Here is a 14,218-nt window from a genome sequence, read left to right as displayed (position 1 = left end):
TTTATGTGACAAATCAGGCTCTAACCCATATATAGAAAGGGCTTATAGCTATCTTTACTGGAGTAAATCATGGACATCAAAGTACTCGGCACCGGTTGTGCCAATTGCAAAAACACCCAGACACTGATCGAACAAGTGGCCCAAGACAAAGGCGTGGCAATTGCCCTGAGCAAGGTCGAAGACTTGCGCGAGATTTTGGCCTATGGCGTGATGAGCACCCCAGGTGTGGTGATCAACGGCCAAGTGGTGCATACCGGTGGTGTGCCCAGCCGCGACAAGGTGACGCGGTGGTTTGAGGCCTGAGCCGCTGCTACAGTGTGATGGATGGCATCTGACACCCTGCTCAAACCGTCCGAGACCGCAGCCACCGCACCAGCGGTACCTGCTTTTGACTGTGTGTTACGTGCCTGGCACAGCCACGAAGCCGAGTTGCTGGGTTTTTTGGCGCAGCAATTACACGACCGCCCCCAGGCCGAAGACCTGCTGCAAGAGGTTTTTCTCAAGTCCATGCGCCTGGGCCGGGTTTTTTGCAGTCTGGACAACCCGCGCGCCTGGCTCTACCGCGTGGCCAAAAACGCGCTGATCGACCATCTGCGCGCCAGCAAACCACTTTGTGAGCTGCCCGACGACTTGCCCGCCCCGGTGGATGAGCGCGCCGCCGTGGATGCGCTGGACCTGTGCCTGCTGCGCAACATCGAACGCCTGGGGGAGGAAGACCGCAGCATCTTGCAGGCCTGCGACATCAGCGGCTTGACCGTGCGGGCCTTTGCCCAAACCCATGCGCTGGGACTGCCTGCTGCCAAATCGCGTTTGTTACGTGCACGTCAGCGGCTGCGCCAGTTGCTGGTGGACCACTGCCAGGTCCAATTTGACGAACGTGGCCAAGTCTGCTGCCATGTCGCCAGCGGCACGCTGTGAGTGGCGCTGGCGCCTGGGTTTGTGATCTGCCCGCTGTTTTTTAGGCCAAGGCGGGTCGGGACGGGCCGCTGAGCGCGTAGTTGCCAGTCTCTCCCAGTTTGAAGGTGCCAACCACCTGCACCAGATTCTTGGCTTGGGTCTTGAGGCTGCTGGCTGCCGCTGCCATCTCTTCGACCAGCGCTGCATTTTGCTGGGTGGCTTGGTCCATGTGAGTGACCGCCTCACCGACCTGGGCCACACCCAAGGACTGCTCGGTGCTGGCCGCGCTGATCTCGCCCATGATGTCGGTCACACGCCGGATGCTGTTGACCACCTCGGTCATGGTTTCACCAGCCTGGTCCACCAGGATGCTGCCTTGCCCGACCCGTTCCACACTGGCGTTGATCAGTTGCTTGATTTCTTTGGCAGCGTCGGCGCTGCGCCCGGCCAGGGATCGCACCTCGGAGGCCACCACGGCAAAACCTCGACCTTGCTCCCCAGCCCGCGCCGCCTCGACCGCCGCGTTGAGCGCCAGGATGTTGGTTTGGAAGGCAATGCCGTCAATGACGCTGATGATGTCGGAGATTTTGTGGGACGACTCGTTGATGCCTTTCATGGTCTGCACCACCTGGCCCACCACCTCGCCACCTTGTTGCGCCACGGCCGAGGCACTCATGGCCAGCTGGTTGGCGGTGCGTGCCGATTCGGCATTCTGTTTGACGGTGGCACCCAGCTCTTCCATGCTGGCCGAGGTCTCTTCCAGGGCGCTGGCCTGTTGTTCGGTGCGGGCCGACAGGTCGTGGTTGGCGTCGGCGATTTCAGAGCTGGCCGTGGCCACCCCTTCGGAGCCGCTGCGCACATTGCTGACCACCTCGACCAGACTGGCCTGCATCAAAGACAGGGCATCCAACAGCTCACCCACCTCATCGCGGCTGGCGTGCAAGATGCGCGCGGTGAGGTCACCACTGGCGGTGGTCTGGGCAAACAGCACCGCTTCCCCAATGGGGCGGGTGACCGAACGGGTGATCACCACCGCCAAAACCGCCGCCAGCAGCAGGGCGGCCACGGTGGCCACCGCGATGATGATGGTGGTGGTGGTATTGGCCTGGGTGGCGGTGCTGATGTCCTCTTTGGACATGTCAACCTGGAGCGCCATCAGCTTTTCCAGTGGGCCAAAAAACTTGGGCGCCAGCGGGCTGATTTTTTCTTTGTAAATGGCCAAGGCCTCTTCGGTCTTGCCGTCTTGCAAGGCCTGTTTGGCCGGGTTCAGCCCCTCGTTGCGGAAGGCCGCCAGGGCTGGCTCTACCTCGGCCACCAGGGCTTTTTCTTCAGGAGCCAGGTGGGTGGTCAAGAAGTCTTTCCAGTCCTGGTCAAGGGTGGCGGCATTTTTGCCCATCTCGGCGATGCGTTTGCTGATGTTGGCAGGTTCCGGGTTGAGCAACATGTCCATCACCAGGGTGCGATCGCGGATGGCCAGGTATTGCACCGCGCTCATTTTGCTCATGGGCACCACGCTGTCGGCGTACATGTCAACCGTGCCGCCGAACATCTTTTCGATGCCGGCCCAGCCGGTGTAGGCAATGCCCAGGAGCAGCAGCACCAGGGTCAGGAAGGCGCCCGACAGGCGAGCACCGATTTTGAAGTTGTTGAGCATGATGGTTTCTCTCTGAAAAAAGATGGCCACTGGGAGTCAGCGGCAGCGTGTGTCTTTGTTGCGGGAAGAGTCGGCTGCACGGGCGCTGACCACGACGGTTAACAAATCAATCTGCGAGCAATTTTATCACTTATCAACAATTTTAATCATATTTGTATATTTTCAGTATGGCACACACGGCCGCGCACGTGTTGATTGATTGGCCGTGTCCTGCCAACAACCGCGGCAAACAGGCCTTGCCCAGCGCTGTGGGTAAGTGCCGCTCGGCCAGTCTCACAGGCCGTGTACCCCGAGCTGTATCTGTCTGACACGGTTTTGACATTTGGTTGTCACGCCACAAACGTAAACTCCTGGTATGAACAACGGCACATTCCTGGCAGCCATCGACCTCGGCTCCAACAGTTTTCGGCTCGAAGTCGGGCGTTTTGACCACGGCCAGATCCAGCGGGTGGATTACCTCAAGGAAACCGTGCGCCTGGGCAACGGTTTTGACGAGGACCGCAACCTGTCAGAAGAGACCATGACCCGTGGCTGGGACTGCTTGGCACGTTTTGCCGAGCGCCTGGCGGGTTTTGGCCCGGACCAGGTGCGTGCGGTGGCGACCCAGACCCTGCGTGAGGCCAGAAACCGCGATGTTTTCTTAAAACGCGGCCAGCAGGTGCTGGGTTTCCCGATTGAAGTGATCGCCGGTACCGAAGAGGCGCGGCTGATTTACCAGGGTGTGGCACACCTGCTGCCGCAAAGTGCCGAGCGGCGTTTGGTGATCGACATTGGCGGGCGCTCCACCGAGTTGGTGCTGGGTTGTGGCCTGGAGACACTGCACACCGCCTCGTACCGGGTCGGCAGCGTGGCCTGGTCGATGAAGTATTTTCCCAATGGTGAATTCACCGAGCAGGCGTTGTACCGTGCCGAAATTGCTGCCCAGGCGGTGTTTGATGAAGCGCTGATCCACTACCCGCGCCAGCAGTGGGACGCCGCTTATGGCGCCTCGGGCACGGTCGGTGCGGTGGCCGATATCCTGACGCTGGCGGGCTGGCCTGAGGGCCAGATCACCACCGAAGGCCTGCACTGGCTGGTCAAATGCTTGCTGCGGGCAGGCAACGTCAACCAGGTGCAGCTGGCCGGCCTCAAAGACGACCGGCGCGCAGTGCTGGGTGGGGGTGTGAGTGTGCTGCGTGGTTTGATGGACTTGCTCAAGATCGACACCTTGCAGGTGGCCCAGGGGGCTCTGCGCCACGGTGTGTTGCTGGAGATGATCGAGCGCCAGGGTCAGACCAGCGATGCGCGTGATGTCTCTGTGCAACGTTTGGCCCAAAAATTTGCGGTGGACACCCAACAAGCAGAGCGGGTGGGTGCGGTGGCTGAGCGCCTGCTGGCGCAACTGGTCGCGCCGCAAACCCCCGAGGCCACCAGCCTGCAGCGCAAGCTGCGCTGGGCCAGCACCCTGCATGAGGTCGGTATGGCGATCTCCAACAGCGATTACCACAAACACGGCGCCTACATTCTGGAAAACGCCGACACCGTGGGGTTCAGCCTGCCCGAGTTGCACCGACTGGGCCTGTTGGTGCTGGGCCACCGGGGCAAGCTCAAGAAGTTGGATGCCGAGCTGGAGGAGCCCGGTTTTGTGATGCAGCTGCTGGCGCTGCGCCTGGCGGTGATCCTGTGCCACGCCCGCCAAAACCCGCAGGACCAGGGCCTGACATTGGCCTACAACGCCAAACGCCAGCGTTTCACGCTGACAGTCGACGAAGCCTGGACCATCGACTTCCCGCAGTCAGCCCACCTGTTGCGCCAGGAAAACCTGGCCTGGCAGAAGATGTTGTGGAGTTTTGAGCTGGTGGTGCAATAAGCCACGCAGCGATCAGATCAGGTCGGGGCTGATCACGGTGAGCAAGGACACCTGCACCACCTCGTTGTGGTGGCGGCTGCGCAGCCACCAGACCGCCCCTTTGCGCATGTCACAGGCCGCCTCTGCCACACCCAGCAGACGCGCGGCAATTTGCCCGAACATCGGCTGGTGACCCACCAGCAACACCGCGCCCTTGTGCGGCGGGCCGTTCTCGGTGGTCCATTTGATAAAAGCCAGGGCGTCATCGGCGCTGGCTTCGGGCGCTAATTCGTCACGAAACTTGAACTTGCGCCCCAGCGCGCGGGCGGTCTGCTCGGCCCGGCGGGCCGGGCTCACCAGCACCCGGGTGCTGTCAGGTAACTGGCGGTCCAGCCATTTGGCCACACGTGCCGCCTGGCCTTCCCCCTTGCTGGTGAGTGGGCGCGACAGGTCGTCGCAGCCGGGTTCGGCATCGTGGGCCTGGGCATGCCGCCAGAGTACCAAATCCATAGCAATACTCCCTTATTTCATCAGGGCTTAGACGAATAAATGGCCATTAACCTGTCTTGTGCACCGAGCGCTGTCTTGGGCTTGCCCGCCACGCGGCTACGCCCGGCGTGGAGCTGGGTGTAATGGCCATCGGCGCCCATCGTCCAGGCGTCCACCGCGTCGGCCAGGTACAGCGTCAGACATTCCTGGATGATGCGCTGGCGCAAGGCGGCGTCTTCCACCGGCCAAGCCAACTCCACCCGGCGCAGCATGTTGCGGTTCATCCAGTCGGCACTCGACAGGTAGAGCGACTCGTTGTTGCCACTCTGGAAATAAAACACCCGTGAGTGCTCCAGAAAGCGGCCAATGATCGAGCGCACCCGGATGTTGTCGGAGAAACCGGCGCGCTGCGCGGGCAGCATACAGGCGCCGCGCACGATCAGATCCACCTCGACCCCGGCCTGTCCAGCACGCACCAGCGCCTCCATCAGCTTCTCGTCGGTCAGGCTGTTCATCTTGAGGATGATGCGCCCGGCCACACCGCTGGCGGCGGCCTTGGCGACCTTGTCCACCCGGTCAATCATGCTGCGTTGTAAATGGAAGGGCGCGAGGATCAGTTTGTTGAGTTTGGGGATGTGACTCTGGTTGGCCAGCAGGCCAAACACGGTTTCCATGTCGGCGGTCAAACTGGGGTTGGCGGTCAAATAGCTCAGGTCGGTGTAGAGCCGGGCGGTTTTCGGGTTGTAGTTGCCAGTGGACAGGTGGGCGTAGCGGCGGATGTCGCGGCCCTCGCGGCGCGACACCAGCAGCATCTTGGCATGGGTTTTCAGACCCACAATGCCGTACACCACCTGGGCGCCGATGTATTCGAGCTTCTCGGCCCAGTTGATGTTGGCCTCTTCGTCAAAACGCGCTTTCAGCTCCACCACCACGGTGACTTCTTTGCCACGTTGCACCGCCTGGCGCAGCAGCTCCATCAGCACCGAGTCCGAGCCGGTGCGGTAAATGGTTTGTTTGATGGCCAACACGTTGGGGTCCATCACCGCCTCACGCAGGAAGGCCAGCACGCCGTCAAAACTCTCGTAGGGCTGGTGGATCAGCACATCACCCACCTGGAGTTGTTCAAAAATAGGTGTGTTGGAGGCCAGTTGGTGCGGGAAGCTGGCCTCATAACGTGGCCACAACCATTTGGGCTGGTCCACCAGGTCGATCAGCTGGTTCAGGCGCACCAGATTCACCGGCCCGTGCACGCGGTACAGGGCCGAGACCGGCAACTCAAACTGGCGCAGCAGCAGGTCCGACAACACCTCGGGGCAGCCAGCCGACACCTCCAGTCGCACTGCCTGACCGTAGTTGCGGTGTACCAGGCCCTGGCGCAGTGCGGTGCGCAGGTTTTTCACGTCTTCCTCGTCCACCGACAGGTCGGAATGGCGGGTCACGCGGAACTGCGAAAAATCGCCCACGGTCCGGCCCGGAAACAGGTCATCCAGGTGGCTGCGGATCACGCTGGAAATCGACACAAACAAAGTGCGTTTTCCGGTGAGTTTTTCGGGCAGGCGGAAAAACCGTGGCAGGCTGCGTGGCACCTTGACGATGGCGATCTCGTTCTCACGCCCGAACGCATCACGGCCCGACAGGCGCACGATGAAATTGAGCGACTTGTTGGCCACCTGCGGAAACGGGTGGGAGGGGTCCAGCCCGACCGGCAGCAGCAGCGGGCGCACCTCGCGCTCGAACAGCGACTTGACCCAGCGGCGCTGAGCCAGTGTACGTTCGCTGTGGGAGACGATGCGCACCCCCTCTTTGGCAAAGGCCGGGATCAGCACATCGTTGTAGAGCGCGTATTGCTGCTCCACCAGCATGTGAGCCACACCACTCAAAGACTCCTGGGCCTTGGCATCAATCGCACTGAGGTCGGCCTTGGGTTTGGCCAGGCTGGTGTACAGGGCAGCACGCACCTCAAAAAATTCATCGAGGTTGGAGGACACGATGGTCAGGTAACGCAGCCGCTCAAGCAGCGGCACGTCGGTCTTTTTGGCCCACTGCAGCACCCGCGCGTTAAAGGCCAGCAGGCTCAGATCGCGGTCCAGCCAGCTGGTGTCCACCAGCACCGGCGTTGGGATGGCTTTGATTTTGACCCGGGTCTTGGCAGGGACAGGCAAAACGGCGGGGACAGGCGTGGCGTCTGGGGTGGGAGCAGTGTCGATCATGCGGGCCTAAATCGGTTATTGGGCAAGTGTGACGGTTTGACATGTCATTTTGATGACATCTGTGTGTCGCTGGCAAGCGACTTGGATCAAGCGCGGGCGGCAAATCCTTCGTGAAAAACCACCGTGCCCTGGGGAACGGGTTCGACAAAAGGCAAGACCAGGAAATACGCCTGGGGGATACCTTCATACACCAGCTGGGGCTGGTTCCTGAAGCCAAAACGCTGGTAGTAGTTGGGGTCACCCACCAGGGCGCAGCCACGGGCGCCGAGGGCTTTTAACGAACACAAACCTTCGTGGACCAGCGATTTGCCAATGCCCTGGCGCTGGTACTCGGGCCAGACCGAGATCGGCCCCAGGCCGTACCAGTGCGGACTGCCGTCTGACAGCGTGATCGGTGAAAACGCCAAATGACCCAACACCCGCCCGCCGAATTCGGCCACCAGCGACACCGTCAGCACCCGGGCCTGGCGCAAGGCCCGAATCACATACTGCTCGGTGTGCTGGCTGATGGTCAGCGTCTGAAAGGCCGCGATGGTGACTTCTTCGATGGCGGCGATGTCCGCCGCTGTTTCCTTGCGAATGATCATTGTGGTTTTTTCTCCCGTTGCCGGGAGATAGCCTATCTGAATCCATCAGCGAGGGCAATGCCTCAACGGGGCACCCCATGCTGTCATTTGATCAGGGTGCCCGCCGTGGTTGGACAGGATAGACCTGGATGTCAGAAACCGGATGAAGCACTGGCGGCGGGCCACTGGGAGACCATGGCCAGCGAAAAAATCTACCGCTCAGTGTTTCCAGTAGGCTGATATCGCGGTGGTAGCCGCGGGACCCGCCTAAATGTTGCTGCGGTGACTACAGACCATCAACCTAAAGCGGCCCCACCATGCAAAAACGGGAGACAAAGCTCCCGTTTTGAGGTGAAGTGCAGTCGCCTCAGGCTTCCGTATGTTTCCTGCGGCGGGTGGCTGCCAGCCCAGCGAGCGCAAAACCCACGAGCGCCAGAGAAGCAGGTTCTGGCACGTTTTGCGGGGCGTTTGCACTTGGCATCGCCAGCAAGGTGATGGTGGCGGTTTGTGTCTGGGTGCCATCCCGGCTGAACGACAAATCATTGAAACTGATGCTGAACTGACCACCAGCACCAAAATCAACGATCACGTCATTCCATTCAAGGATGTAATCGACGGCGTTGTCTGAAACACTTCCCGCGACCGCAACGCCCGTGGCCGAAATCGACTGACTGATGCCTAGAGGATTTGTGAAAGTGAATGCCCATGAGATGTCAAGATTGTCTTTCTCACGTTCCAGAATGCCCTGATTGCTGTTGGGTTCTGCGAACTGAACCGTGCCCAGAGTGAAACTATTGGCAGCACCGACGCTCAGCAGCTCAAAACTCTGGGTTGTGAAGGAATTGGTGAATCGAACGTCCAGCAAAGTGGCTGAGTTTGTGTTTTCTACGGTGTCGGTGCCGTACCCCAGCCCGACGGTCTGCGCCGCATTCGTCACGGTAAAGTTAACTGGTGCTGCAAAAGCTGCCGTGGCAGAAATCAGAAGGCCGAAACTAGCAACCGCCGGCAGGATCAACTTCGAGATATTCATATTGGTTTGACGTGTAATAGAGGAGGAACTTTCTCGTAAAGAGCACGTTCTGTGCCAATTTTATGTTTGGTAGGTGTAAACACTTATGAAACAAGCAGTTGCAGCTGGTCATCTGTTTCAAACTGGCTACCAAAATATGTCATATGTAAGTAGAACCGACACTTTGTTGGAGAAATCCTCATAATTTTTTGCATCTGCTGCCTGAGCAGGGCAACCAGGTCCTTGACAGAAGGAGATGTGCACAACTGACTATTTGCGACATCTCTGCAAGACTGATGGTCTGATCAAGGGTGATGTGACAGGCAGTCGACCGTTCTTCGCTTCCAGTAGGCCGACACACGGGGGCATGCTAGGGCATGCTGCAATTCTTTGAGCAATCCCTCACGCACACACGCCACGTCCACAGCCTCGCCAGCGCGTCACGGCGCGGCCGGTGCCGGGTAACTCACCTTGAGCACCTCCACCTCGCTCACCCGTTCGGGCATGACCAGCTTGAGCACGTCGCCCTCAAACGCTTTGAGCAGGGTGCGCGCGATGGGGGAGATCCAGCTCACCTCCCCGGCAGCGCTGTTGGCCTCGTCGATGCCGACAATCTTCACGCTGCGCTCGATGCCTTCATCATCCACATAGATGACAGTCGCGCCAAAAAAGATCTGGGTGTGACCATGGTGCACGGCCGGGTCGGCTACCACCGCAATTTCCAGGCGTTTGATCAGGAAACGCAGGCGCCGGTCAATCTCGCGCAGGCGTTTTTTGCCGTAGAGGTAGTCGCCGTTTTCGGAGCGGTCACCATTTTTGGCTGCCCAGTGCACGGCTTCCACAATCTTCGGGCGCTCCACCTCGACCAGCTCCTTGAGTTCGGCACGCAAGCGGGCAAAACCCTGGGGTGTGATGTAGTTCTTGCCGCCCGGTGGCAACGGCGGCAGTTGCAGCTCGTCGTCGTCATCGTTGTCGGACTCTTTGGTGAATGCCTTGCTCATGGGTGTTGTGGTGTGGGTGGTCATGCGCTCACAATGGCGCATCATGGTGAATGTTCTGAGGTTCGATACTGTAGCGGCCTGTGCACCCTGGCAGGCCATTGACGACCGGGTCATGGGGGGCTTGTCAAACAGCTGCCTGCGTTTCGATGCCGCCGGTTGGGCGGTGTTTGAGGGTGAAGTGTCGTTGCAGAACCAGGGCGGGTTCGCCTCGGTGCGCGCCAGCACGCGGGCCCTGGCACGGGCGGGTGTGGCGGGTTATGGCCTGACGGTGCTGGGTGATGGTCGGTCTTACAAGTTCAACCTGCGCACCGAGACCAGCTTTGACGGCCTGAGTTACCAGGCCAGTTTTCAGCCACCCGCCGGGGCGTGGTGTGAGATCACCGTGTGGGTGGCGGGCATGCGCCCCAGCTTTCGTGGGCAGCTGGTGCCGCGTGCCCCACGGTTACAGCCCGAGCGGGTGTGCCAGGTTGGCTGGATGGTGGCCGATGGCCAGGCCGGGCCGTTTGCGCTGGGCATCCGGCAGGTGACGGTGTTTTAGCGTCGCCCAGCGCCAGCGGCTGGGTGGCCTCACCCCAGTTTTTTCAATACCTCAGCTTTTTTTGCTGCAAATTCTTCGGCTGTCAGCACCCCTTGGCGCGTGAGCTGAGCGAGTTTTTCCAGAGTGGCTAACAACTCGTCAGTACGGGCGCTGTTCGGTTGGGCGTGGCTGGCCGAGAGGGTCTGCGCCAGCACCTGGCCCATGGCCATACCGGCGCCCAGGCCCATGCCGTCGGCGGCCAGGCCGCCGCCGCCAGCCGTGCCTTGGGCCAACTGCGTCATGGCCTGCGCCGTCTGGTACTGCAAAAACTGGCCCATGTCCTGGCCCACCATGCCCATGCCGATTTTTTGATCCAGCACTTTTTGCAGGTCCTCAGGCAAGGACAGGTTTTGCAGCGTGAGGCTCTCCAGCCGCAGGCCCAGCTTGGCAAACTCTGGCGCCAGTTGCTGTGTCAGTGCTTGCGAAAACAGGCCCTGGTTGGCGGCCAGATCCAGAAAAGCAATGCCGCTGCTGGCCACCGCCGTGCTGATGTTCTGCAACACCAGGCCACGCAACTGCCCCTCGATGTCTTGGGTGCTGTAACGATCCCGAGTGCCAGACACTTCGGTGTGGAACAGTTTGGCGTCGGCCACGCGGTAGCTGTAGTTGCCAAAGGCGCGCAGGCGCACCGCACCAAAGTCGGCGTCGCGGATGGTGATGGCCTGGGGGGTGCCCCACTTCTGGTCGAGCTGCTGGCGCGTGCTGAAAAAGTAGACATCACTCTTGAACGGCGAGGCCAACAGCTTGTCCCAGTGCTGCAGGTTGGTCAACAGCGGCAGCGTCTGGGTGTTGAGTGTGTGGCTACCGGGGCCAAACACATCGGCCACCTGGCCCTCGTTGACAAACAGCGCCAGCTGGGATTCACGCACCACCAGCACCGCACCGTTCTGGATTTCCTGGTCTGCCATCGGGTAACGCCAGGCCAGTGTGCCGTTTTCATCTTCCGTCCAGGCGATGACGTCCAGAAACTGTTTCTTGATGAAGTCCATCAGTGCCATGTGCTGCTCCTTGGGATCGATGGCTTTCATGATACTGCGGCCTGTCCCCGGCACCACGCGCTGGACCAGCACCAGCAGGGCGTCTGCATGCGCCCTGCAAGGTCGGCAAAAGGTAAGCAAATCCGTCTGAGGTAAACAAGCACTCTGCGGGGTAACAGCAGGCAAAAAGCCTTGTTGCCGCTGCTGGCGGGCGCTCAAATGGGTTTCCTTTCACTTGAACCGGAGTTTCCTCATGACTGCCAAAAACTACCCCCTTCGCTCTGCCACGGTGGCGTTGACCATCCTCAGCACCACCACAGCTTTGTGGGCGCAACCCATCGCACCTGCTGCGCCAGCCACCGCAGCCCAGTCATCGGCCGCCAAGGATTTGCTGGCAGCGTTTGACCCAGCCGACGCCAACAAAGACGGGGTGCTGAGCCTGACGGAAGCCGAAGCCATTCCAGGGCTGGTGGCCAATTTTGATGCTGTGGACAGCAACCGGGACGGTCGGGTGTCCAAGCCGGAACTGGCCAAGGTCACCCAGCCCGATTGAGTGGGAATTTGCCTGTTCACCCTGAGTGCGCCGATACCTCTCGGCAGGTTCAGGGTGACTGCCATGTCGCGCTTGGTCAGCGCTGTGGTTCGGGTGCCTGCCCTTGGGCTATGCTTGAGGACTGACCGCTCCAATACCGCATGCCACCCGTTCCTGCCCCACCCCGCCCGCTGACCCCCGCTGACCCCAACACCCGCGCCCCAGCCATGCTGCTGGCGGCTGGCCGGGGTGAGCGCATGCGCCCACTCACCGACAGCTGTCCCAAACCCTTGCTGAGCGTGCAAGGCAAACCTCTGATGCAGTGGCACCTGGAGGCGTTGCTGCGCGGTGGCACCCGGCAGGTGGTGATCAACACCGCCTGGTTGGAAAACCGGATTGTTCAGGCATTTGGTGATGATTTTGGCCTTGAGCCCTTATTGGATAAGGGTGAAAAGCTATCGAGATCGGAGTGTATGCAGCTGCGCTACTCGCTCGAAGGCCGTGACTTCGGCAGCGCATTGGAGACCGCTGGCGGCATCTGCCGGGCGCTGCCGCAGCTGTTCCCGGAGAAGGGCTCACCGGCGAGCGAGGTGTTCTGGGTGTTGGCGGCCGATGTGTTCACACCAGGTTTTGAATTTGCACAGGAGGCTGTGACGCGCTTTGCGACCAGCGGCCAACTGGCCCACATCTGGCTGGTGCCCAACCCGGCCCACAACCCGCGTGGCGACTTTGGCCTAGATGCCACCACTGGCCAAGCGCTGAACCTGCCCAAGGACGATCCGCAGCCACGCTACACCTATTCCACCATCGGCCTGTACCACCGCGACCTGTTTGCGCCGCCCTGGTGCACCATCCCGCCGGGCAACCCGCAGGGTGTCAAGGCTGCGCTGGCACCTTTGTTGCGTGCCGCCATGGATGCGGGTCGGGTATCGGCCGAGCTGTACCAAGGCCCCTGGACCGATGTTGGCACCCCCGAGCGGCTGGCACAGCTCAATGGGCCCTGAATACACTTGCTTTTCTAGCTCACCCGCTTTTTGAATCCTTCGCCACCACATACACCATGACTTCACCCGACACCCGCACCCTCTACGCCCAACGCCGCGCCGCCCTGGCCCGCCACATCGGCCCGGGTGGCATCGCCATCCTGCCGACTGCACCCGAGCAGCAGCGCAACCGCGACAGCGATTTTTTGTTCCGCCACGACAGTTATTTCTACTACCTGACCGGCTTCACCGAGCCCAAGGCCTGGCTGGTGGTGACCGGTGATGGCCGCAGCACCCTGTTTTGCCAGCCCAAGGACCTGGAGCGCGAAATCTGGGACGGCTACCGCCTGGGCCCGCAGGCTGCACCCGAGACGCTGGGGGTGGACGCCGCTTTTTCCGTGACCGAGCTGGACAAACAGTTGTCCGGCCTGATCGACGGCTGTGAGTCGGTCTGGTACCCGTTTGCCACCCACGTTGGGTTGGAGTCGCGCATCGACGGCTGGCTCAGTGGCCTGCGCACCCGCGTGCGTTACGGCACCTTGTGCCCCGAGCAGCAACGCGACCTGTGTGGCCCGCTGGACGAGATGCGTTTGTTCAAGGACGCCCATGAACAAGACGTGATGCGCCGTGCCGCCGCCATCAGCGCCGGTGCCCATGTGCGTGCTATGCAGCGCTGCGTGACGATGCTGCGCGCCGGACAGGACGTGCGCGAGTACCACCTGGACGCCGAGTTGTTGCATGAATTCCGCCAACATGGCTCGCAGTACCCGGCCTACGGCTCTATCGTGGCCGCTGGCGCCAATGCCTGTGTGCTGCATTACCGTGCCGACGCAGGCCGGGTGCAGAACGGTGAGCTGGTGCTGATCGACGCGGGTTGTGAGCTCGACGGTTATGCCAGCGACATCACCCGCACCTTCCCGGCCAACGGCCAATTCACCGGACCACAAAAAACACTGTACGAACTGGTGCTGGCCTCACAAGAGGCCGCGATTGCCGCCACTAAGGCCGGTGCTCGCTTCACCGATCCGCACGACGCCACCGTCAAGGTGCTGGCCCAAGGCATGCTGGATGTTGGCCTGCTCGACAAAAACCTGGTGGGCACGCTCGACGATGTGATCGAGAAACGCGCCTACTTCCCGTTTTACATGCACCGTACCGGCCACTGGCTGGGCATGGATGTACACGACTGCGGCGCCTACACCGAGCCCGGCGAGATCGGCCAGGTCAGCGAACGCCAAGACGCACTCACCGGAGAAACCATCAAGAACCGCCCGGCGCGCATCTTGCGCAGCGGCATGGTGCTCACCATCGAGCCCGGCATCTATGTGCGCCCGGCGCCCGGTGTGCCCGAGGCTTTCCACAACATCGGTATCCGCATTGAAGACGACGCTATCGTGACTGACACTGGTTGTGAGTTGATCACCCGTGGTGTGCCGGTAACGGTGGCTGAGATTGAGGCGCTGATGCGTTAAGCCAACCCTCCAGCCACCGCTGC

The 14,218-nt window shown here is 61.0% G+C and carries 14 protein-coding genes; 7 read left to right on the top strand and 7 right to left on the bottom strand.

What is annotated here, in order from left to right:
- The first annotated feature begins 69 nt into the window (after nucleotides 1-69).
- Nucleotides 70-303: a thioredoxin family protein gene (locus FDG13_RS05865; protein WP_218942639.1), complete on the top strand. Its 234-nt coding sequence runs from the start codon at nucleotides 70-72 to the stop codon at nucleotides 301-303.
- Between the two features lie 21 nt (nucleotides 304-324).
- Complete coding sequence (locus FDG13_RS05860; RefSeq protein WP_180125878.1) at nucleotides 325-918, top strand: sigma-70 family RNA polymerase sigma factor; 594 nt, start codon at nucleotides 325-327, stop codon at nucleotides 916-918.
- Between the two features lie 40 nt (nucleotides 919-958).
- Here the strand turns inward: FDG13_RS05860 and FDG13_RS21285 are convergent, their stop codons facing one another.
- Nucleotides 959-2,551 (bottom strand): methyl-accepting chemotaxis protein, encoded by a 1,593-nt coding sequence (locus FDG13_RS21285; RefSeq protein WP_180125877.1) that lies wholly within the window; start codon nucleotides 2,549-2,551, stop codon nucleotides 959-961.
- A 355-nt stretch (nucleotides 2,552-2,906) separates the two neighbouring features.
- Between FDG13_RS21285 and ppx the strand changes: the two genes are divergently transcribed.
- Nucleotides 2,907-4,400, top strand: a complete 1,494-nt coding sequence (gene ppx, locus FDG13_RS05850; RefSeq protein ID WP_180125876.1) for an exopolyphosphatase — start codon at nucleotides 2,907-2,909, stop codon at nucleotides 4,398-4,400.
- Between the two features lie 12 nt (nucleotides 4,401-4,412).
- Here the strand turns inward: ppx and FDG13_RS05845 are convergent, their stop codons facing one another.
- The 5 genes from FDG13_RS05845 to greB all read right to left on the bottom strand — a co-directional run bounded on the left by FDG13_RS05845 (nucleotide 4,413) and on the right by greB (nucleotide 9,654).
- Nucleotides 4,413-4,889 (bottom strand): histidine phosphatase family protein, encoded by a 477-nt coding sequence (locus FDG13_RS05845; RefSeq protein ID WP_180125875.1) that lies wholly within the window; start codon nucleotides 4,887-4,889, stop codon nucleotides 4,413-4,415.
- Between the two features lie 20 nt (nucleotides 4,890-4,909).
- Nucleotides 4,910-7,078, bottom strand: a complete 2,169-nt coding sequence (gene ppk1 / locus FDG13_RS05840) for a polyphosphate kinase 1 (protein ID WP_180125874.1) — start codon at nucleotides 7,076-7,078, stop codon at nucleotides 4,910-4,912.
- A gap of 86 nt (nucleotides 7,079-7,164) precedes the next feature.
- A complete protein-coding gene (locus tag FDG13_RS05835; RefSeq protein ID WP_180125873.1) occupies nucleotides 7,165-7,665 on the bottom strand; it encodes a GNAT family N-acetyltransferase in 501 nt (166 codons plus the stop codon).
- Nucleotides 7,666-8,011: 346 nt separating this feature from the next.
- Entirely contained in the window at nucleotides 8,012-8,674 is a 663-nt protein-coding gene (locus FDG13_RS05830) for a PEP-CTERM sorting domain-containing protein (protein WP_180125872.1), read from the bottom strand.
- A 419-nt stretch (nucleotides 8,675-9,093) separates the two neighbouring features.
- Nucleotides 9,094-9,654 carry a transcription elongation factor GreB gene (greB, locus tag FDG13_RS05825; protein ID WP_180126159.1) on the bottom strand — a complete coding sequence of 187 codons (561 nt, stop codon included), beginning with the start codon at nucleotides 9,652-9,654 and terminating at the stop codon, nucleotides 9,094-9,096.
- 22 nt (nucleotides 9,655-9,676) lie between these two features.
- Here greB and FDG13_RS05820 point away from each other — a divergent pair, with 22 nt between their 5' ends.
- Complete coding sequence (locus FDG13_RS05820; RefSeq protein ID WP_255435121.1) at nucleotides 9,677-10,192, top strand: CIA30 family protein; 516 nt, start codon at nucleotides 9,677-9,679, stop codon at nucleotides 10,190-10,192.
- Between the two features lie 29 nt (nucleotides 10,193-10,221).
- Here FDG13_RS05820 and FDG13_RS05815 read toward each other — a convergent pair whose 3' ends face one another.
- Nucleotides 10,222-11,229 (bottom strand): SPFH domain-containing protein, encoded by a 1,008-nt coding sequence (locus FDG13_RS05815; protein ID WP_180126155.1) that lies wholly within the window; start codon nucleotides 11,227-11,229, stop codon nucleotides 10,222-10,224.
- A gap of 232 nt (nucleotides 11,230-11,461) precedes the next feature.
- Here FDG13_RS05815 and FDG13_RS05810 point away from each other — a divergent pair, with 232 nt between their 5' ends.
- The 3 genes from FDG13_RS05810 (at nucleotide 11,462) to FDG13_RS05800 (ending at nucleotide 14,195) form a co-directional block, all read left to right on the top strand.
- Nucleotides 11,462-11,761 (top strand): hypothetical protein, encoded by a 300-nt coding sequence (locus FDG13_RS05810; protein ID WP_180125871.1) that lies wholly within the window; start codon nucleotides 11,462-11,464, stop codon nucleotides 11,759-11,761.
- A gap of 140 nt (nucleotides 11,762-11,901) precedes the next feature.
- Nucleotides 11,902-12,744 carry a nucleotidyltransferase family protein gene (locus tag FDG13_RS05805; RefSeq protein ID WP_255435120.1) on the top strand — a complete coding sequence of 281 codons (843 nt, stop codon included), beginning with the start codon at nucleotides 11,902-11,904 and terminating at the stop codon, nucleotides 12,742-12,744.
- Nucleotides 12,745-12,800: 56 nt separating this feature from the next.
- A complete protein-coding gene (locus FDG13_RS05800; RefSeq protein ID WP_180125870.1) occupies nucleotides 12,801-14,195 on the top strand; it encodes an aminopeptidase P N-terminal domain-containing protein in 1,395 nt (464 codons plus the stop codon).
- Nucleotides 14,196-14,218 lie beyond the last annotated feature (23 nt).

The sequence above is a fragment of the Rhodoferax sp. BLA1 genome, assembly GCF_013416775.1.
In the GTDB taxonomy this organism is placed as follows: domain Bacteria; phylum Pseudomonadota; class Gammaproteobacteria; order Burkholderiales; family Burkholderiaceae_C; genus Rhodoferax.
The sequence above is the reverse complement of the archived record's forward strand: the minus strand, read 5'-3'. Positions and strand labels throughout refer to the sequence as shown.

What these genes read in the sequence shown, in the direction of transcription:
- FDG13_RS05865 (WP_218942639.1), top strand. Translation starts at nt 70, where the DNA reads ATGGACATCAAAGTACTCGGCACCGGTTGTGCCAATTGCAAAAACACC.
- FDG13_RS05860 (WP_180125878.1), top strand. Translation starts at nt 325, where the DNA reads ATGGCATCTGACACCCTGCTCAAACCGTCCGAGACCGCAGCCACCGCA.
- FDG13_RS21285 (WP_180125877.1), bottom strand. Translation starts at nt 2,551, where the DNA reads ATGCTCAACAACTTCAAAATCGGTGCTCGCCTGTCGGGCGCCTTCCTG.
- ppx (WP_180125876.1), top strand. Translation starts at nt 2,907, where the DNA reads ATGAACAACGGCACATTCCTGGCAGCCATCGACCTCGGCTCCAACAGT.
- FDG13_RS05845 (WP_180125875.1), bottom strand. Translation starts at nt 4,889, where the DNA reads ATGGATTTGGTACTCTGGCGGCATGCCCAGGCCCACGATGCCGAACCC.
- ppk1 (WP_180125874.1), bottom strand. Translation starts at nt 7,078, where the DNA reads ATGATCGACACTGCTCCCACCCCAGACGCCACGCCTGTCCCCGCCGTT.
- FDG13_RS05835 (WP_180125873.1), bottom strand. Translation starts at nt 7,665, where the DNA reads ATGATCATTCGCAAGGAAACAGCGGCGGACATCGCCGCCATCGAAGAA.
- FDG13_RS05830 (WP_180125872.1), bottom strand. Translation starts at nt 8,674, where the DNA reads ATGAATATCTCGAAGTTGATCCTGCCGGCGGTTGCTAGTTTCGGCCTT.
- greB (WP_180126159.1), bottom strand. Translation starts at nt 9,654, where the DNA reads ATGAGCAAGGCATTCACCAAAGAGTCCGACAACGATGACGACGACGAG.
- FDG13_RS05820 (WP_255435121.1), top strand. Translation starts at nt 9,677, where the DNA reads ATGCGCTCACAATGGCGCATCATGGTGAATGTTCTGAGGTTCGATACT.
- FDG13_RS05815 (WP_180126155.1), bottom strand. Translation starts at nt 11,229, where the DNA reads ATGGCACTGATGGACTTCATCAAGAAACAGTTTCTGGACGTCATCGCC.
- FDG13_RS05810 (WP_180125871.1), top strand. Translation starts at nt 11,462, where the DNA reads ATGACTGCCAAAAACTACCCCCTTCGCTCTGCCACGGTGGCGTTGACC.
- FDG13_RS05805 (WP_255435120.1), top strand. Translation starts at nt 11,902, where the DNA reads ATGCCACCCGTTCCTGCCCCACCCCGCCCGCTGACCCCCGCTGACCCC.
- FDG13_RS05800 (WP_180125870.1), top strand. Translation starts at nt 12,801, where the DNA reads ATGACTTCACCCGACACCCGCACCCTCTACGCCCAACGCCGCGCCGCC.